At 63.2% G+C, this 17,362-nt stretch carries 18 protein-coding genes; 10 read left to right on the plus strand and 8 right to left on the minus strand.

The genetic code is table 11. The features are described 5' to 3' along the window. Positions 1-99: 99 nt before the first annotated feature. Together EN804_RS24070 and EN804_RS24075 are read right to left on the minus strand one after the other, a co-directional pair. A complete protein-coding gene (locus EN804_RS24070; RefSeq protein WP_127278144.1) occupies positions 100-843 on the minus strand; it encodes a DsbA family protein in 744 nt (247 codons plus the stop codon). Between the two features lie 164 nt (positions 844-1,007). Continuing rightward, positions 1,008-1,508, minus strand: coding sequence for a DUF721 domain-containing protein (locus EN804_RS24075; RefSeq protein ID WP_127278143.1), 501 nt, complete (start codon positions 1,506-1,508; stop codon positions 1,008-1,010). Positions 1,509-1,561: 53 nt separating this feature from the next. Here EN804_RS24075 and mutY point away from each other — a divergent pair, with 53 nt between their 5' ends. Next, positions 1,562-2,701 (plus strand): A/G-specific adenine glycosylase, encoded by a 1,140-nt coding sequence (mutY, locus tag EN804_RS24080; protein WP_135921543.1) that lies wholly within the window; start codon positions 1,562-1,564, stop codon positions 2,699-2,701. Beyond that, positions 2,694-3,305: an HAD family phosphatase gene (locus tag EN804_RS24085; RefSeq protein WP_135921544.1), complete on the plus strand. Its 612-nt coding sequence runs from the start codon at positions 2,694-2,696 to the stop codon at positions 3,303-3,305. The genes mutY and EN804_RS24085 overlap by 8 nt, the downstream gene beginning before the upstream one ends. A gap of 57 nt (positions 3,306-3,362) precedes the next feature. Here EN804_RS24085 and EN804_RS24090 read toward each other — a convergent pair whose 3' ends face one another. Further along, positions 3,363-4,496, minus strand: a complete 1,134-nt coding sequence (locus tag EN804_RS24090; protein ID WP_127278140.1) for a site-specific DNA-methyltransferase — start codon at positions 4,494-4,496, stop codon at positions 3,363-3,365. A 178-nt stretch (positions 4,497-4,674) separates the two neighbouring features. On the opposite strand from EN804_RS24090, the gene EN804_RS24095 reads away from it, so the two are divergent. Continuing rightward, on the plus strand, positions 4,675-5,364 hold the full coding sequence (locus tag EN804_RS24095; protein WP_127278139.1) for an HAD family hydrolase: 690 nt from the start codon (positions 4,675-4,677) through the stop codon (positions 5,362-5,364). A gap of 42 nt (positions 5,365-5,406) precedes the next feature. Here the strand turns inward: EN804_RS24095 and EN804_RS24100 are convergent, their stop codons facing one another. Then, positions 5,407-6,132, minus strand: coding sequence for a hypothetical protein (locus EN804_RS24100; protein WP_127278138.1), 726 nt, complete (start codon positions 6,130-6,132; stop codon positions 5,407-5,409). 129 nt (positions 6,133-6,261) lie between these two features. Between EN804_RS24100 and thrC the strand changes: the two genes are divergently transcribed. Genes thrC through EN804_RS24120 form a run of 4 tightly spaced genes read left to right on the plus strand, consistent with a single transcriptional unit; the run spans position 6,262 to position 12,467 of the window. After that, positions 6,262-7,659 carry a threonine synthase gene (gene thrC, locus EN804_RS24105; RefSeq protein ID WP_135881518.1) on the plus strand — a complete coding sequence of 466 codons (1,398 nt, stop codon included), beginning with the start codon at positions 6,262-6,264 and terminating at the stop codon, positions 7,657-7,659. Positions 7,660-7,673: 14 nt separating this feature from the next. After that, positions 7,674-8,966 (plus strand): pitrilysin family protein, encoded by a 1,293-nt coding sequence (locus EN804_RS24110; protein WP_135921545.1) that lies wholly within the window; start codon positions 7,674-7,676, stop codon positions 8,964-8,966. A gap of 12 nt (positions 8,967-8,978) precedes the next feature. Next, a complete protein-coding gene (locus EN804_RS24115) occupies positions 8,979-9,575 on the plus strand; it encodes a GNAT family protein (protein ID WP_135921546.1) in 597 nt (198 codons plus the stop codon). Between the two features lie 3 nt (positions 9,576-9,578). After that, positions 9,579-12,467 carry an EAL domain-containing protein gene (locus EN804_RS24120; protein ID WP_127873126.1) on the plus strand — a complete coding sequence of 963 codons (2,889 nt, stop codon included), beginning with the start codon at positions 9,579-9,581 and terminating at the stop codon, positions 12,465-12,467. A gap of 25 nt (positions 12,468-12,492) precedes the next feature. Here the strand turns inward: EN804_RS24120 and EN804_RS24125 are convergent, their stop codons facing one another. Further along, entirely contained in the window at positions 12,493-13,101 is a 609-nt protein-coding gene (locus EN804_RS24125) for a YqgE/AlgH family protein (RefSeq protein WP_127281136.1), read from the minus strand. Positions 13,102-13,273: 172 nt separating this feature from the next. On the opposite strand from EN804_RS24125, the gene EN804_RS24130 reads away from it, so the two are divergent. The 3 genes from EN804_RS24130 (at position 13,274) to EN804_RS24140 (ending at position 15,220) form a co-directional block, all read left to right on the plus strand. Beyond that, positions 13,274-14,080 carry a protein-disulfide reductase DsbD domain-containing protein gene (locus EN804_RS24130; protein ID WP_127873123.1) on the plus strand — a complete coding sequence of 269 codons (807 nt, stop codon included), beginning with the start codon at positions 13,274-13,276 and terminating at the stop codon, positions 14,078-14,080. A gap of 84 nt (positions 14,081-14,164) precedes the next feature. Next, complete coding sequence (locus tag EN804_RS24135; RefSeq protein WP_135921547.1) at positions 14,165-14,647, plus strand: peroxiredoxin; 483 nt, start codon at positions 14,165-14,167, stop codon at positions 14,645-14,647. A 96-nt stretch (positions 14,648-14,743) separates the two neighbouring features. Then, the gene (locus EN804_RS24140) at positions 14,744-15,220 is read left to right on the plus strand and encodes a DUF2938 domain-containing protein (RefSeq protein ID WP_127280542.1); all 477 of its coding nucleotides are present in this window, start codon (positions 14,744-14,746) and stop codon (positions 15,218-15,220) included. Here the strand turns inward: EN804_RS24140 and EN804_RS24145 are convergent. Genes EN804_RS24145 through EN804_RS24155 form a run of 3 tightly spaced genes read right to left on the minus strand, consistent with a single transcriptional unit; the run spans position 15,217 to position 17,359 of the window. Then, entirely contained in the window at positions 15,217-15,810 is a 594-nt protein-coding gene (locus EN804_RS24145) for a histidine phosphatase family protein (protein WP_127280541.1), read from the minus strand. The genes EN804_RS24140 and EN804_RS24145 overlap by 4 nt on opposite strands. A gap of 41 nt (positions 15,811-15,851) precedes the next feature. After that, a complete protein-coding gene (gene rnhA / locus EN804_RS24150; RefSeq protein WP_127873121.1) occupies positions 15,852-16,385 on the minus strand; it encodes a ribonuclease HI in 534 nt (177 codons plus the stop codon). After that, the gene (locus EN804_RS24155; RefSeq protein ID WP_135921548.1) at positions 16,382-17,359 is read right to left on the minus strand and encodes a homoserine kinase; all 978 of its coding nucleotides are present in this window, start codon (positions 17,357-17,359) and stop codon (positions 16,382-16,384) included. The genes rnhA and EN804_RS24155 overlap by 4 nt, the downstream gene beginning before the upstream one ends. Positions 17,360-17,362: the final 3 nt, after the last annotated feature.

Genomic DNA, 17,362 nt, shown 5'->3' on the forward strand with positions numbered 1-17,362 from the left:
GCAAAAGTGTACCGAAGTTTTGCGATAGGGCGCATGGCGCGCGAACAGATAGAAAGGCAAGCAGCGCCGGAGCGCTGCCGCTTCAGCGCTGAGCCGATGTCAGAGCAGAGGGTCGATGATGGCCGACATTTCCTCAATCGACATCGCCCCTTTGTAGGTCTTACCGTTGATGAAGAAGGTCGGTGTCGAGTCGACCTTGAATTCATTGGCGCCACGCTTCTGGACCGATCTCACATCGTCCAGAAGTTTCTGGTCCGTCAAGCAGGCCTCGAAGGACTCCTGTGTAAAACCGGCAAGCTTGGAGATTTGCAGCAGCGCATCCTTGGTGTTGGACACGCCGACCCAGTTCGCCTGCTGCCGGAACAGGACATCGACCATCGGGAAATAGTTATCCTTGGCGCAGCGTGCCAACATGAAACCCGCCTCGGCGCTCGGATCGAACGGGAATTCGCGCAGGATGTAGCGGGCCTTGCCGGTATCGATGTACTTGGTTTTCAAATCCGGGAAGGTGGTCTCGGCGAAATGCGCACAGTGCGGGCAGGTCATCGAAGCGTATTCGACGATGGTGACCTTGGCGTCGTCCTTGCCGAGCTGCTTGTCGGGCAGCGCACCCGGCTTCAACAATTCGGCCATATCCACCGTGCCTTGCGCCTCCGGCACCTGGACCGCCGCGGGCGTGGCCGGCTTCGCGGGCGTTGCCGGGTCCGCGGGCTTGACATCCGCCGCCTTGGCCTGTTCGCCGGAATCACTGCAGGCCGCGAGCAGGGCCACCGCCGGAATGGCGGCCAGCGAAGTCAGGACGTTTCTGCGAGAGAAGCTTTGGCCAAACGGGGTGCGGCTCATACGAATCACCTGATAAGGGTTGAATTTTGCAATGCAAAGACACGAAAAAGCGAGAGTTGGCGCGAATTAAGGCATCCCTGTCCCCAATCCAATCGCGAAACCTGACAAGGGTGATCACGAATGCGCGAGATTAACGACAAACCTATGACTGTTTCCAGTCAGAACTAGGCTTTCCTTGTGCCCAAAATGGTCGCACCCAGCCTTTCCAGTGAGGCGCGCAGTCCGTCATCCTCGATCAATCCGACTGTATCGGCCAATTTCGCCTTTTCCGCCGCGCTCAGTGGCCTGAGAGCAGGTTTGGGCCGGGCTTTTCCAGAAGTCACCGGCTTCTGCACGATCCTGATGCGGCCTATCGCGATAAAGCCCAGGAAGGCGTTGACCCGGTTGATGATCTCGCCGGTCTCGTGCTGCAGGTGAAGCGCGGCCATGCCTTCGCAGGCGATGACCAGCACGGCCGGCTCGAATGGATCGTCCTCGTGCAGGCGGCGCGGCCACTGGATCTTTTCGGGCCGCGAGTGAATGGCCAGGCGCGGGCCAGCAATCTCTTCCCAGGACTGGACGAGACCGATCGAGATGCCTGCCCGCTTGCGCAGCACCGGGTCGAGGATCTCGGTGGCGAGGTCGCTCACCGGAACGGGATTGCCGAAGGGCCTTTTCCCTGCCATGTGCGTTCTCCAGCCACGACCCAGCAGACACCGGCCAAGCCTACGCAAGATCAATGGCACCAGCAGACCAGACCCGCAAGGCCCAGACCAGCAGAGCCAAGGCCGACGATACGGCGTCACGGCTGGTCGCCTGGTACGACGCGCATCATCGCGAACTGCCGTGGCGCGTGACGCCGCGCGAGCATGCACGCGGCGTGCGGCCCGACCCCTACCGTATCTGGCTGTCCGAGGTGATGCTGCAGCAGACCACCGTCGAAGCGGTGAAATCCTATTTCCGCGCCTTTGTCGAGAAATGGCCCGATGTCGAAGCCTTGGCCGCGGCGCCGACCGAGGATGTGATGAAAGCCTGGGCCGGGCTCGGCTACTATTCCCGCGCCCGCAACCTCAAGGCCTGTGCCGATCTGGTGGCGGCACGCGGCGGCCGGTTTCCCGACACCGAGACCGGACTTCGAGAATTGCCCGGCATCGGCGCCTATACGTCGGCGGCAATAACGGCGATTGCCTTCGACCGCCCGGCGGCCGTTGTCGACGGCAATGTCGAACGCGTCATCTCAAGGCTGTTTTCGATCACGACGCCGCTCAGCGAAGCCAAGGCCGAGATACGGGCCCAGGTCGAGCGCATGGTGCCGGCGACGCGACCGGGAGACTTCGCCCAGGCGATGATGGATCTCGGCGCCACGATCTGCACGCCACGCCGGCCGCGCTGCATGCTGTGCCCGCTGCGCGAGGACTGCAGCGCCGTCATTGCAGGCGACCCCGAGAATTTCCCGGTGCGGCTGCCAAAAGCCAACAAACCGCTGCGGCGCGGCGCGGCTTTCGTGGCCACGCGTGAGGACGGCGCCATTCTTTTGCGCAAGCGCCCGGAAAAGGGGCTGCTCGGCGGCATGACGGAAGTGCCGACCACCGCCTGGACAGCGCGGGTGGACGGCGCCACCACGCAAGCGGCGGCGCCCTTTCCCGGCGCCTGGCGGCACGCCGGGTCAATCACGCATGTCTTCACCCATTTCGCGCTCGAACTCGAAGTCTTTCACGCCCACATCAAAGGTGGTGCGGTGGCCGGGCACTTCTGGTCGCCTGCCAGTGAGATTTCCGGCGAGGCGCTGCCGACTGTCATGAAAAAGGCAATCGAGGCTGCGATTCCCGGCGCGACGAAAAAACCGTCGCCATCAGGTACAAAGAGGCTCCATGACTGAAATCCGCCACATCGTTTTCGACATCGGCCAGGTGCTGATCCACTACGATCCAAACATTCCGTTCAGCCGCCTCATTCCCGATGCTGACGAGAGAAAGTGGTTCTTCGACAATGTCTGCACGCATGACTGGAACCTCGAGCAGGATCGCGGCCGGACCTGGCAAGAGGCCGAGGCGCTGCTGATTGCTGACCATCCCGGGCACGCGGAAAACATCCGTAACTTCCGCCGCTACTGGAACGACATGGTGCCGCATGCCTATGACGACAGCGTCGCCATCATGCTCGGCCTGATCGAAAGCGGCCATGATGTCACCATGCTGACCAACTTCGCCTCCGACACGCTGGCCGAAGCCCAGCAGCGCTTCGATTTTCTCAACCGTCCGCGCGGCGTGACAGTGTCGGGCGATATCGGCAAGATCAAGCCCGACCGCGACATCTACGACCATCACGTGGCGGCGTTCGGCCTCGAACCGTCCGCGACGCTGTTCATCGACGACAGCCAGAAGAATGTCGACGGCGCCAAGGCGGCCGGCTGGAAAGCGGTGCTGTTCACCGATGCCAGAACGCTTCAAGCGGATCTTGAACGGTTCGGAATAAAGGCGTGATCTCTATCGCTTGCGGCGATCCGTTGAGACTTTGAATCAACGAATAAGCGGCAGGAGTCAGCCCCCTGCCCGCTCCATGCCGAGGCGGGCGATGCGGCGCAGTTCGTCAATGGGGGTAAGTCCGCCGCTGCGCTCATAATGCCAGAAGGTCCAGCCATTGCAGGCGTCCAGCCCCTGCACCTCGGCGCCGATCTTGTGGATCGAGCCGGCGCTGTCGCCGATCGCCACGGTGCCGTCGGCGCGAACCTTGGCGGCCCAGCGCTTCTTGGCGTCATAGAGCGTGGCACCGGGCGTCACCAGACCGGTGTCGATCAGGCTGACGAAGGCGACGCGCGGCTCGGCGCGCTTGCCGGTAAGCACGGTGAGATCCGCTTCGTCGAGTGGCCGCACGGCATCGATGCGCTCATTGGCGGCGTCGATATAGGCCTGCTCGCGCTCGATGCCGACGAAGTGGCGGCCGAGGCGCTTGGCCACGGCACCCGTCGTGCCGGAGCCGAAGAACGGGTCGAGCACGACGTCACCCGGCTTGGTCGAGGCCATCATGATACGGGCAAGCAGCGCCTCGGGCTTCTGTGTCGGATGCAGCTTGTCGCCATTGTCGTTCTTCAAGCGCTCGCCGCCGGTGCAGATCGGGAACAGCCAGTCGGAGCGCATCTGGATATCGTCGTTCGACGCCTTCAGCGCTTCGTAGTTGAAGGTATAGCCCTTGCCCTTCTGATCGCGCGAGGCCCAGATCATCGTCTCATGCGCGTTCTGGAAGCGGCGGCCGCGGAAATTCGGCATCGGATTGGTCTTGCGCCAGACCACGTCGTTGAGGATCCAGAAGCCGAGATCCTGCATCTTGGCGCCGACCCGGAAGATGTTGTGGTAGGAGCCGATGACCCAGATCGTGCCGTTGGGCTTCAGCACGCGGCGCGCCGCCAGCAGCCAGGCGCGGGTGAAGGCGTCATAGGCTTCGAAGCTCTCGAACTGGTCCCAGTCGTCGTCGACCGCGTCGACCTTGGACTGGTCGGGACGGTGCAGATCGCCGTCGAGCTGCAGATTGTAGGGGGGATCGGCAAAGATGACGTCGATCGACTTTTCCGGCAGGCGGTCGAGCGCCGCGACACAGTCGCCTTTCAGGATCGTGTCCAGCCATTCGGATTGCTGGGGAGCATGGGAGAGCTCGTCGAGAAGACGCACGGCTGACATTTTTATACCCAAGGCACGCGTTACTGTTTACTCCCCGTTATGGTTACCGATCAGCGTAAATATTCGGTGAAGCTTTATCGATCCGGCGCAGGAGTTTGCGAAGGCGTGCCCATTGGTGTATGCCGCGCCGCTTGAGCCCTGAGCGGCCATTTCTCCATCCTCCATCGTCCGGATCATCATGCCCCAGCCAGACCTTGTCATCTTCGATTGCGACGGCGTGCTCGTCGATTCCGAAATCATCGCCGCACGGGTCGAGGCCGAATTGATCACCCTGGCCGGATATGAAGTCTCGGCGGAGGAGATTGCCGAGACCTATGCGGGCCTGACCTTCAAGGACATACTGATGCGGATCGAGGAGAAGTCCAAGATCCCGTTCCAGGTCTCGTTGATCGATCGCGCCGAGGAACTGGTCGACCGCAAACTGCGCAGCGACGTTCGTGCCATCGAAGGCGTGCGGGAAGCGGTCGCCTCGGTCACGACGCAACGCTGCATCTGCTCCAATTCACGTTCGGAGCGGATCGAGTTCATGCTGGAGAAGGTGCATCTGCTGCCATTCTTCGCCGGACGCATCTTCTCGGCGCTGGAGACGCCGACCGGAAAGACCAAACCGGCCCCGGACGTGTTCCTGCATGCCGCCGAAAAGCTCGGCGCCAACCCGGCGAACACCTTCGTCATCGAGGATTCCGTGCACGGCGTCACCGGCGCCACGGCCGCCGGTATGCGCGTGATCGGTTTTACGGGCGCGAGCCACAGCTATCCCGGCCATGCCGATGCCCTGACGGAGGCCGGCGCCGAAACGGTGATCCGGCGGTGGGCGGAGTTGAAAAGCGTTATCGCGGCGCTGTCGGAGTGGTCTGCGAATGCTTGAGCTGCGTGCGCCCGACCGGACGCACGCCACGCTGAGGGCCGCTCAGTTCGTTGCCGCGGCTTTCTTCTTCTTGCGCTTCGACTTGTCGGTTGTAGCCTTGGGCGCGGTTTCATCATAACCGGCATAGGCCTGATAGTCCGCAGCCGTCGGCGCCGGTACGACAATATTGGAATCGGTGAAGACGAACTGGGTCGCGACCGAGGGATCGGTGACCTGGACCTGATACTGGTGGATTTGCGAATAAAGCACGTCGGTGCCGTGCATCACCGCGGTACGGATCGGCATGGTGATGGTGCCCGGAGTGAATTTCGGCCCTGGTACGATCTTGCCGGCAACCGCGATCGTCATCGTCAGTTGTCCGTCGGCACGGCTGCAATCGCGGGTCACGTCGCTGATCGATGCCTGATAAATGATCCTCGCCGAATCGTCGGGCGGTGTAGCGGCGGCGGCGTCAGCCGCTGCCTGGGCCGCTGCATCCGCAGCGGCGTCGCCGGTCTTCTTGAGCTTCGGCTTGGGCTTCCGGGCCTCGTTGACATAGGTGTTGAAGAACGCCGTGCCATCGCGCACCGTCACCCTTGGGCAGTAGGCGTTCAGCTGGCTGGCCAGCACCTTGGGGTCCTGCGGCGGCGGTGGCGCCGTCGGGTCCTTCTTGCCGAAACCGAGGTTCAAGATGCCATTGTCGCCGGATTGGCAGCCGGCGGCGGCAAGCATAAAGCCCGTGAGCGCGAGACCCGCCAAAAAGCGACCACTTGATATACGAAACGCCATGAAACTGCACTTCCCTCTCGCAAAGCTGGTGACGTATATCAACCGCGCGGCAAAAATGCGACTACAGCCGGTGCAGAAATTAACCACCTTGTGGTGAACGGAAAAACAGGCGGCAAACGGATCTGTGACATGCACTATGTGAGTACCCGCGGGGAAGCGCCCGCGCTTGGATTTTCCGACGCCGTCCTGGCCGGCCTGGCGCGCGATGGCGGGCTTTATGTGCCGCGCGAATGGCCACACTTCTCGTCATCCGAGATCCGCGCCATGCGTGGCCTTGCCTATCCTGACCTTGCAATCCGCCTGCTGACGCCGTTCCTCGGCGGCGAGATCGCCGCACCGGTCTTCGAGCGCCTGGTCCGCGAAGCCTATGCCACCTTCCGCCATGAGGCTGTCTGCCCGCTGGTCCAGACCGGCGCCAACACTTTTGTCCTCGAACTCTTCCATGGGCCGACGCTGGCGTTCAAGGACGTGGCGATGCAATTGCTTGCCCGGCTGATGGACCATGTGCTTGCCGAACGCGGCCAGCATGCCACCATCGTCGGCGCCACGTCGGGCGATACCGGCGGCGCGGCCATAGACGCCTTTGCCGGGCGCAGCCGCACCGACATCTTCATCCTGTTCCCGCATGGCCGCGTCTCGCCGGTGCAGCAGCGGCAGATGACCACGTCGAAGGCTGAAAATGTCCATGCACTGGCGATCGAAGGCAATTTCGACGACTGTCAGGGCCTGCTGAAGGATATGTTCAACGATCACGGCTTTCGCGACCGGGTGTCGCTGTCGGGGGTCAATTCGATCAACTGGGCGCGCATCATGGCCCAGATCGTCTATTATTTCTCCTCGGCATTGTCGCTCGGCGCACCGGACAGGCCGGTCTCCTTTACCGTGCCGACCGGCAATTTCGGCGATATCTTCGCCGGCTACGCCGCCAAGAAGATGGGCCTGCCGATCGACCGGCTGGTCATCGCCACCAACGACAACGACATATTGGCTCGCACCTTCGCGACCGGCGAATACCGCACCAAGGGTGTCTTTGTGACCACCTCGCCGTCGATGGACATCCAGGTTTCCTCGAACTTCGAACGCCTGCTTTTCGAGGCATCAAACCGCGATGCGGCGACGGTGCGGCGCTACATGGCCGGCCTGAAGCAATCGGGCGCTTTCACCATCGAAGCCCGGGAAATTGCCGGGATGCGGTCCGAATTCGATGCCGGCCGCGCCGATATGGACGAGGTCGCCGCCACCATCCGCTCGACGCTCGCGGGCAGCAATTATCTTCTAGATCCGCACACCGCCGCGGCCATGTATGTCGCGGCCGGCAAAGCATCGGGCGCCGTGCCGATGGTGGTGCTGGGCACTGCACATCCGGCGAAATTCCCGGCCGCCGTCGAGGCCGCCAGCGGTGTCTCGCCCGCCCTGCCCGCATGGCTAGGGGGATTGATGACATTTGAGGAAAAATACACGGTACTTCCATCCGACCTGAAAATGGTGGAAGATTACGTCAGCCGCCGTGCGCGGGCGGCGCGTTAGGGAGTACGAGCCATATGGGTGTTGAGGTAAGCCGTCTGTCGAACGGCCTGACAGTCGCCACCGAAACCCTTCCAAGTATCGAATCGGTTGCCTTGGGTGCCTGGGTCAAGTCGGGTGCCCGCAATGAACGCGAAGAAGAGCATGGCATGGCCCATCTGCTCGAACACATGGCGTTCAAGGGGACGAAGCGGCGAAGCGCCTTCGAGATCGCCTCGGAAATCGAGGACGTCGGCGGCGAGATCAATGCCGCCACCAGCGTCGAGACCACCTCCTACTACGCCAGGGTGCTCTCCGACGACGTGCCGCTGGCCGTCGACATCCTGTCCGACATCCTGCAGGAGTCCGAATTCGACCCGCAGGAACTCGAGCGCGAGCAGCACGTCATCCTGCAGGAGATCGGCGCCGCGCACGACACGCCCGACGACATCGTTTTCGACCGTTTCACCGAGACGGCCTTCCGCCACCAGACCATCGGCCGCTCGATCCTGGGCACGCCCGAAACGGTAAAATCCTTCACCTCCAAGCAGTTGCACGATTTCATCGAACGCCAGTATGGCGCCGAGCGGATGGTGATCGTGGCGGCCGGCGACATCAAGCACGACAAGTTCGTGCGCGAGGTCGAAAACCGGCTCGGCGGCTTCCGCAGCAAGGCCGACAGCACCATTCCGCAATACGCGCAATATGTCGGCGGCGATTTCCGTGAGGACCGCGACCTGATGGACGCGCAGATCGTGCTGGGCTTCGAGGGCCGTGCCTATCATGTGCGCGATTTCTACGCCTCGCAGGTGCTGTCGATGATTCTGGGCGGCGGCATGTCGTCGCGTCTGTTCCAGGAAGTCCGCGAGAAACGCGGCCTGTGCTATTCGGTCTATGCCTTCCACTGGGGTTTTTCCGATACGGGCATATTCGGCGTCCATGCCGCCACGGGGCAAAGCGACATCGCCAAGCTGGTGCCTGTCATCATTGACGAGTTGCAGAAGGCCGGCGAGAGCATCCTTCAAGAAGAACTCGACCGTGCGCGCGCCCAGTATCGCGCCGGGTTGATCATGTCCGCCGAAAGTCCGGCCAGCCGTGCCTCGCAGATCGCGCGCCAACTGCTGCTTTTCGGCCGTCCGATCGCAAAGGAAGAGTTGATGGAGCGGCTGGCGGCGCTGACGATCGAGCGCCTGACCGACCTGTCGTCGCGGATGTTCTCGACCAAGCCGACGCTTACCGCTGTCGGGCCCGTGGGTACGCTGGCACCATACGAGGCGATCCTCGATTCGCTTCCGGGTACACAGACCACGGCCCGCAGGCTCGCCGTCTAAGTCCCAAGCGCCGTGTTCGCGCTCCCTTTCTTTCGCCGTGACCTGCCGGCACTGAAGGGCAGCCTCGTCACGCTGCGCGTGCCGTTCACCAGCGACTACCGCGAATGGTCGGCGGTGCGCGGCGAAAGCCGGGCGTTCCTGGAGCCGTGGGAACCGCGCTGGACCCCCGACGAACTCGACCGCACGGCATGGCGCCTGCGCATCAGCCGCTATCGCGAGGACTATGCACAGGGAACCGCGATCGCCTTCTTCATTTTCGAGAAGTCGAGCGGCAAGCTCGCCGGCGGCATCACGCTCGGCAACATACGTCACGGCGTCTCGCAAAGCGGCCATGTCGGCTACTGGATCGGCGAACGCTTCGGCGGCCGTGGCCTGATGACCGACGCGGTCAAGGTGGTGGCCCGCTTCGCCTTCGATACGCTGAGGTTGCACCGGATCGAAGCCGCCTGTATTCCCGACAATATCAGGTCGATCCGCGTGCTTGAAAAAGCCGGATTCCGGCGCGAAGGACTTCTGCGATCCTATCTCAGGATCAACGGCATCTGGCAGGACCATTACCTCTACGCCCGGATCGCCGACGATCCGCCGGGCGCTGGAACGAAGGACTGATTTTTGACGAATTTCCTGCGAAACGGACCGCTGTTCGCCTTTCTGCTGGCGACGATGCTGACGCTGTGCGCGGCTTCGTCGGCCTTTGCCGTAGAACCCATCAAGATTGCCCGCGACGATGTCGCGCTCGACCTTTCGCGCGCCGTCGAGATCTACCGCAATCAGGGTGAGAACTTCCAGGTGTCGACCGCGCCCGGGCCGGACGGCATCGTGCGGCGCATCGAGGTCGAAGCCAACGACGCCCGCTCGACCGGCGACTGGGCGGTGTTCGCGCTCGCCAACACCACCGACCAGCAGCTCGACAGGCTGATCGTCGCGCCGCATTTCCGGCTGGTCAATTCCGGCATCTTCTGGCCGGATCTCGGCTCGACGCGCATCGCCGCCATCACGCCCAGCGAAGGCTTCGCACTCGACCGCCAGACCAGCCCCGATGCCGACGTGTTCCGGGTGACGCTGAACCCCGGCACGGTGATCACCTTCATCGCCGAGCTTGCCTCGCCGAAGCTGCCGCAGGTCTACCTCTGGGATCCGGAATCCTACAAGGACTCGGTCAATTCCTACACGCTGTTTCGCGGCATCGTCATCGGCATTGCCGGCCTTCTGGCGCTGTTCCTGACCATCCTGTTCGTCGTCAAGGGAACGTCGATGTTCCCGGCGACGGCAGCCCTCGCCTGGGCGGTGCTTGCCTATATCTGCGTCGATTTCGGCTTCCTCAACAAGGTCATCGAGATTTCGCCCGGCAACGAGCAGATGTGGCGAGCCGGAACGGAGGTGGCGCTGGCGGCGACCTTCGTGGTCTTCCTGTTCGCCTATCTCAACCTCAATCGGTGGCACGGCCATTTCAGTTATGGCGCCCTGGTCTGGATTCTAGGCCTGCTGCTGATCGCCGGCGTCGCCATCGTCGATCCGGCGGTCGCCGCCGGCATCGCCCGCATCTCGTTTGCCGCCACGGCGCTGACCGGGCTCGGCCTGATCATCTTCCTCGGCATTCGTGGTTATGACCGCGCCATCATGCTGGTGCCCAGTTGGGTCATGGTGCTGTTATGGCTATGCGGGTCATGGATGGCGATCACCGGCATGCTCGACAACGACATCGCCCAGCCAGCACTTGGCGGCGGGCTGATCCTGATCATCCTCTTGATCGGCTTCACCGTCATGCAGCACGCCTTTGCAGGCGGTGCGCTGCATCAGGGGCTGTTCTCCGACCTCGAGCGACAGGCGCTGGCCGTCGCGGGGTCGGGCGATACGGTGTGGGACTGGGACGTGCTGCGCGACCGCGTGGTGACCAAACCCGATGTCAGCATCCAGCTCGGCCTTGCTCCCAACAGCCTGGGCGGTGCCGCGCGCAACTGGCTGCCGGTGCTGCACGCCGATGACCGCGACACGTTCCGCACGACGCTCGACGTCGTTCTGGAACATCGCCGCGGCAAGGTGGCGCAGAATTTCCGCCTGCGCGGCGCCGACGGGCACTATCACTGGTTTGCCCTGCGCGCGCGCCCGGTCATCGGGTCGGACGGCGAGGTGATCCGCTGCGTCGGCACCATGGTCGACGTCACCGAACAGAAGAAATCCGAGGAGAGGCTGCTGCACGACGCCGTGCACGACAACCTGACCGGCCTGCCGAACCGCGAATTGTTCATGAACCGGCTGGAGGCGATCATCTCGATCGCCCGCACCGAGGAGAAGGTGCGTCCGACCGTCTTCGTCATCGACATCGACCGCTTCAAGCAGGTCAATGACGGGCTCGGCATCTCGGCCGGCGACACCATCCTGCTCACCATCGCGCGCCGCCTGCACCGGCTGTTGAAGCCGAAGGATTCGCTGTCGCGCTTCGCCGGCGACCAGTTCGCCCTGATGCTGCTGTCGGAGCAGGATCCCGCCCGCATCGCCGGCGTGGCCGATGCCATCAAGCACGCGATCAACAACCCCATCACCTTTGCCAAGCGCGAGATCGTGCTGACCGCCTCGATCGGGCTGATCACCTGGACCTCGGCGCAGACCTCGGCGGAGGACATGGTCAAGGACGCCGAGCTCGCCATGCATCAGGCCAAGCGTTTTGGCGGCGACAGGATCGAGCCGTTCCGCCCGGCTTTCCGCACCGTCGGCACAGATCGGCTGCAATTCGAATCCGACCTGCGGCGCGCCATTGAGCGGCGCGAATTCACGCTTGCCTACCAGCCGATCGTGCGGCTCGAGGACGGCAGCGTTGCCGGCTTCGAAGCGTTGCTGCGCTGGGACCATCCGCGCCGCGGCATGATCCCGCCGGCCGATTTCATCCCGGTCGCCGAAAGCTGCGGGCTGATTGTGCAGCTTGGCCTGTTCGCCATGCAGCAGGCGGCCGAGGATCTCGCAGGATGGCAAAAGCAGATCGGCGACGCACCGCTGTCGGTCTCGGTCAACCTGTCCAGCCGCCAGCTCATCCGCCGCGACCTGGTCAGCGATGTGCGTTCCGTGATCGCACGCGCCAATTTGAAGCCGCGCTGCTTCCGGCTCGAACTCACCGAGTCCCTGGTCATGGACAATCCCGAACAGACGGCCCATGTGCTGACCAAGCTGAAACAGCTCGGCATTGGCCTGTCGCTGGACGATTTCGGCACCGGCTATTCATCGCTCGCCTATCTGACGCGGTTCCCCTTCGACACCATCAAGATCGACAAGAGCTTCGTCGACGACAGCACGCCCAAGCGCGCCGTGCTGCTCAAATCCATGGTCAACATGGCGCATGAGCTCGGCCTGTCTGTCGTCGCCGAGGGCATCTCCGACGAGCGCGATGCGCTCGAGCTGCGCCAGATGGGCTGCGAATATGTGCAGAGCTTCATGTTCGGCGCGCCGATGCCGGGCGACCAGGTGCTGAAAACGCTGAAAGAGCAGTATCCGCTGACGCAGGCCTAGAAGCCTTGGGCGTCGGCCCGATATGTTACGCGTGGCCGGCGGCGAGGCTGAGATGCGCGAGATCGATGCCGATCGAGGCAAGGATCCGGTCGTATTTACGCTCGATATCGGCGTCGAACAGCAATTCCGGTGTTGCCGGGCAGGTCAGCCAGCCATTCTCGGCGATCTCGGTCTCCAGTTGGCCGGCGCCCCAGCCGGAATAGCCCAGCGCCATCAGCGCACGACGCGGCCCGCGCCCCGACGATATCGCCCGCAATATGTCAACCGTCGCGGTCAGGCAGATGTCGTCGGAAACGGTGAGCGAGGATTCCACGCGGTAGTCACCCGAATGCAGGACGAAGCCCCGGCTGCGGTCGACAGGCCCGCCATTGCGCACGACGAAATCGCGCGCCTGCGCCGGCAGGCGGATCGCCTCCTGCTCGTTCATGATGCCGAGCTGCACCAGAAGGTCCGGAAACAGCATCTGCTGCGTCTGATTGATGATCAGGCCCATCGCGCCTTCATCGCTGTGCGCGCAGATGTAGATGACCGAGCGCGTGAAACGGTCGTCCTTCATGCCAGGCATGGCAATCAGGAACTGATCGTCGAGAAAGCCACGGCGGGCGGCTGTCTTCTTGTGGCGCAACAAATCCATTCCAGGGAGGGTAACGCGTTTCCCGGGCGCCGAAAAGATGCGCCGTACCGGATTCGACCAAAGCCCATATTGCGGGGCCGGTCTTGGCTTGCCCACAAAGGTCACGCAAATATGATATCAGCACGGCCATGAAATCATTGCGCGGCAACGAACGGACGATCAAATCACCGCCATGCAAAGCTTGAAAATCCTGTTGCTCGGCGCCGCCATCGGATTGGCAACCGCCCTTCCCGCCACCGCCTCCTCATCCGCCTGGTACAACAGCGAAGGCGGCAAGGTACGGCTGGTGACATCAGGCAAGCCGGACGACGCCGGCCGCATCCGGGGTGTCCTCGACATAGCCCTCAAACCCGGCTGGAAGACCTATTGGCGCGACCCGGGTGACGCCGGCGTGCCGCCGCAGCTCGACATTTCGGCCAGCACCAATATCGGCGATGCGACACTGTCGTTTCCCGCGCCGCAGCGTCACGACGATGGCTATGGCAAATGGGCCGGCTACAACTATCCGGTTTCGCTGCCGGTGACGTTCACGCTGTCGACGCCGAACCAGCCGGCCGTCATCGATGCCGACGTCTTTCTCGGCATTTGCGAAACCATCTGCATCCCCGTGCAGACACGGCTGAGCGTCGACCCCGCTGCCGATCCCGACAATGCCGACGACACGGCATTGGTAAAGGCGAGTTTCACGGCATTGCCGGCGGCTGCAAAACCCGACTTTGGCATCAACGTGCTGCCGGGCAATCACGAGACGCTGGTTGTCGAGGCGAGTTTTCCTGGCGATCCGCAGGCGGCGGATTTCTTCGTCGCCGGCGAGCGCGACTATATGTTCGGCACCCCTTCCCGTGCGGAAAAGGACGGCAAGTTGATCTTCACCGTGCCGATCCTCGATCGCCCCTCGACGACGCCGACGGACGGCGGGCTTCATTACACGCTGACGAGTTCGGCGGGCGCGGTCGAAGGGCTGCTGCCTTTCCCTTGATCCAGCTTGCCCGAACAGTTGCAGGGAGCCCCCTAGTTCGCTACGCAAGCACCGTCCTTCCCCAAATCCCCAAGCGAGGAACTCATGACCCTTTCCGTTGGCGACAAGCTGCCCGAGGCGACCTTCAAGACCATGACCGCCGACGGCGCCAAGGCGATCACGTCGGCCGAGATTTTCCCGGGCAAGAAAGTGGTTCTGTTCGGCGTTCCCGGCGCCTTCACGCCGACCTGCAGCAACAACCATCTGCCCGGCTATCTCGAGAACCATGACGCGATCCTGGCGCGCGGCGTCGACACCATCGCGGTCGTTTCGGTCAACGACGTCCATGTCATGGGCGCCTGGGCGCGCTTCACCGGCGGCGAAGGCAAGATGCTGTTCCTCGCCGACGGCAATGGCGATTTCGCCAAGGCGGTCGGTCTTGACGCGGACTACTCCGGTGGCGGCATGGGCCTGCGCTCGAAGCGGTTTTCGATGATTATCGACGACGGCAAGGTCACCGCGCTCAATGTCGAGACCAAACCCGGCGTCGACGAGTCCGGCGCGGCTCATATTCTCGGCCAGCTCTGAGCTTCGACGGCCGGTCAGGCGGGGGTCGCAACGGCTGGCCTCGCCTAACAAGCGGCTGCGCTCCAGAACTGCCGGCTTTCGGGGGGAATTCCAACGATGTTTGACATCATCTGGCGCGCTATCGCGATCGGCGTCGGCGCCACTGTCCTGATGGATATCTGGGCCTTCTTCCTGCACAAGGCGTTCGGCCAACCACGGCCAAACTGGGGGCCGGTCGGGCGCTGGGTCTGGCATCTGCGTCACAAGGTGTTTCACGACGATATTGGCGATGCCACGCCCTACGCCCATGAGAAGGCGCTGGGCTGGGCTTTCCATTACTTCGTCGGCATTGTCTACGGCATCATCCTGGTGGTGCTGGCGGGCGCGGGCTGGTTGGCGGCCCCGACCTTCCTGCCGGCCTTCATCCTCGGCATCGTCACCATCGGCGCCGGCTGGTTCCTGCTGGCGCCAGGCATGGGCGCCGGCTGGGCGGCGTCAAAGCGGCCTAATCCGATGCTGATCCGCGCCCTCAACCTGGTCTCGCACACGGTGTTCGCTCTTGGGCTTTGGGGCACGGCGCTGCTGATCCGCTAAGGATTCAGGGGCTGTTCTACCCTGTCGATCGGCCGCCATCCATGGATGAGGCGGCGGGCGCCGATATCGTAGGCGAAATAGTTGCCGCCGCCCGCCGGCTGATCCGCGTCGCGGCTGATCCGGCTGTCGCTCAGCGACACCAGCAGGAGCGTGCCGACACCGCCATGTCCGACAAAGGCGATATCTCCGGCGCCGCCGGCATCAAGCACGGCCTCGACCTCGCTCACAATGCGCTGCTGCGCGTCGATGGCTCGCTCCCAGCCACGAATGCTTTCGTGCGGATTGGCGAAGAAACGGTCGGCGACCGCCTCGAACTCAGGAGGCGGCAGGAAACCCGTCGCCGACCGGTCGTTCTCATGCATCCGCTCCCTCACCTGCACCGCAAGGTCGAGGTGCCGCCCGAGCACCTCGGCGGTTTCAACGGCCTTGCGTTCGCCCGATGACACCACACGCGCGATCGATGCGATCCACGGCTGGTCCAGCATTGCATGCGCCCTGGCGCGGCCGATGTCGGACAGACCCCAATCCGGCACCGGAATGGTGGCGTCGATCTGAACCTGAGGATGGGTGATGTAGTAGGCGATCGACATGACAGAAACTCTCCGGCCGGTCAGCCCCCTCGAACAGAAGCTCAATAGCTCTGCGTAGAACGACGCGGCTTCGAAGCCAGCGGCTGCTCTGCCGGGCCATCAGGCTTTGGCGCCAGCACTGCCGGCCTGAAAGGCCCCTTCTTGAACGGCGCCATGCCTTCCCGTGCCAGTTCGTCGGCACGCTCGTTCTCGGTGTGGCCGGCATGGCCCTTCACCCAGTTCCAGGTGACCTTGTGGCGTCGGTTGGCCTCGTCCAGCGCCTGCCACAACTCGCCGTTCTTGACCGGCTTCTTGTCGGCGGTCTTCCAGCCGTTCTTCTTCCAGCCATGGATCCATTTGGAAATGCCGTCCATGACGTATTTGCTGTCGGTATGAAGCTCGACCGTGCAAGGCTCCTTCAACGCGTTCAGCGCCGAAATGGCCGCCAACAATTCCATGCGGTTGTTGGTCGTCTCGGCCTCGCCGCCGGAGAGTTCCTTGGTGGCGCCGTTGAAGCGCAGGATGGCGCCCCAGCCGCCGGGGCCGGGATTGCCGGAACAGGCGCCATCGGTAAAGATTTCAACCTGCTTGCTCATGATGCCCCATATTCGGCCAATCCATATTCCGAAGGAGATCTGATCGCCCGATGGAACCGCATCCTTCTGATGTATTCGGTCGGGTCGCGTTTCATGACGAGCCCGCCATCGGGGACGGTCAGCCAGTCGTAAAGCCGGGTCAGCATGAAGCGCAGCGCCGAGCCGCGCGCCAGCATCGGTAGCGCCGCCTTCTCCTCCGCGCTCAGCGGGCGCACGCTCTGATAACCGGCAAGCAGTGCCTTGCCCTTGGTAAGGTTGAAGGAAAAATCCTTCTCGAAGCACCAGGCGTTGAGGCAGGTGGCGACATCGTAGGCGTAGAGATCGTCACAAGCGAAATAGAAATCGATCAGACCCGAAAGCTTTTCGCCCAGGAAAAAGACATTGTCCGGGAAAAGATCGGCGTGGATTATGCCCTTGGGGAGGCCCTTGGGCCAGTTCTGTTCGAAATCGGCGAAGTCGGCATCGACCTCGGCCGCCAGTCCCGGCTCGACTTCGTCGGCGCGGGCGCGGGCCGCGTCCCAAAGCTTGCGCCAGCCGTCGATGGCGAGCGCGTTGGGGCGGCTCATAGAGAAATCGGCGCCGGCCAGATGCAGCGCGGCCAGCGCCTTGCCAACCTCGGCGCAATGGGTCGCGGCCGGTCGCCGCAGCGAAAGCCCTTCGAGGAAGGTGATGATGACCGCCGGCCGGCCGGCCAGCGTGCCGATGACGCTGCCGTCATGCGCGGTCACCGGCAACGGGCAGGACACCCCCTTGTTGGCGAGGTGGCCCATCAACCCAAGGAAAAACGGCAGATCCGCCTTCTCGACCCGCTTTTCATAGAGCGTCAGGATGTAGGAACCGCTGGAGGTGTGCAGCAGGAAGTTCGAATTCTCGGTACCTTCGGCGATGCCCTTATAGGACAGGAGGTCGCCGACCGGATAGTGCTTCAGGAAAGCGCCGAGTTCGCCCTCCGCAACGTCGGTGTACACCGCCATGGC

Origin of the sequence: Mesorhizobium sp. M8A.F.Ca.ET.161.01.1.1 (genome assembly GCF_004792105.1) — a bacterium.
GTDB lineage: Bacteria > Pseudomonadota > Alphaproteobacteria > Rhizobiales > Rhizobiaceae > Mesorhizobium.

What these genes read in the sequence shown, in the direction of transcription:
- EN804_RS24070 (WP_127278144.1), bottom strand. Translation starts at nt 843, where the DNA reads ATGAGCCGCACCCCGTTTGGCCAAAGCTTCTCTCGCAGAAACGTCCTG.
- EN804_RS24075 (WP_127278143.1), bottom strand. Translation starts at nt 1,508, where the DNA reads ATGGCAGGGAAAAGGCCCTTCGGCAATCCCGTTCCGGTGAGCGACCTC.
- mutY (WP_135921543.1), top strand. Translation starts at nt 1,562, where the DNA reads ATGGCACCAGCAGACCAGACCCGCAAGGCCCAGACCAGCAGAGCCAAG.
- EN804_RS24085 (WP_135921544.1), top strand. Translation starts at nt 2,694, where the DNA reads ATGACTGAAATCCGCCACATCGTTTTCGACATCGGCCAGGTGCTGATC.
- EN804_RS24090 (WP_127278140.1), bottom strand. Translation starts at nt 4,496, where the DNA reads ATGTCAGCCGTGCGTCTTCTCGACGAGCTCTCCCATGCTCCCCAGCAA.
- EN804_RS24095 (WP_127278139.1), top strand. Translation starts at nt 4,675, where the DNA reads ATGCCCCAGCCAGACCTTGTCATCTTCGATTGCGACGGCGTGCTCGTC.
- EN804_RS24100 (WP_127278138.1), bottom strand. Translation starts at nt 6,132, where the DNA reads ATGGCGTTTCGTATATCAAGTGGTCGCTTTTTGGCGGGTCTCGCGCTC.
- thrC (WP_135881518.1), top strand. Translation starts at nt 6,262, where the DNA reads ATGCACTATGTGAGTACCCGCGGGGAAGCGCCCGCGCTTGGATTTTCC.
- EN804_RS24110 (WP_135921545.1), top strand. Translation starts at nt 7,674, where the DNA reads ATGGGTGTTGAGGTAAGCCGTCTGTCGAACGGCCTGACAGTCGCCACC.
- EN804_RS24125 (WP_127281136.1), bottom strand. Translation starts at nt 13,101, where the DNA reads ATGGATTTGTTGCGCCACAAGAAGACAGCCGCCCGCCGTGGCTTTCTC.
- EN804_RS24130 (WP_127873123.1), top strand. Translation starts at nt 13,274, where the DNA reads ATGCAAAGCTTGAAAATCCTGTTGCTCGGCGCCGCCATCGGATTGGCA.
- EN804_RS24135 (WP_135921547.1), top strand. Translation starts at nt 14,165, where the DNA reads ATGACCCTTTCCGTTGGCGACAAGCTGCCCGAGGCGACCTTCAAGACC.
- EN804_RS24140 (WP_127280542.1), top strand. Translation starts at nt 14,744, where the DNA reads ATGTTTGACATCATCTGGCGCGCTATCGCGATCGGCGTCGGCGCCACT.
- EN804_RS24145 (WP_127280541.1), bottom strand. Translation starts at nt 15,810, where the DNA reads ATGTCGATCGCCTACTACATCACCCATCCTCAGGTTCAGATCGACGCC.
- rnhA (WP_127873121.1), bottom strand. Translation starts at nt 16,385, where the DNA reads ATGAGCAAGCAGGTTGAAATCTTTACCGATGGCGCCTGTTCCGGCAAT.
- EN804_RS24155 (WP_135921548.1), bottom strand. Translation starts at nt 17,359, where the DNA reads ATGGCGGTGTACACCGACGTTGCGGAGGGCGAACTCGGCGCTTTCCTG.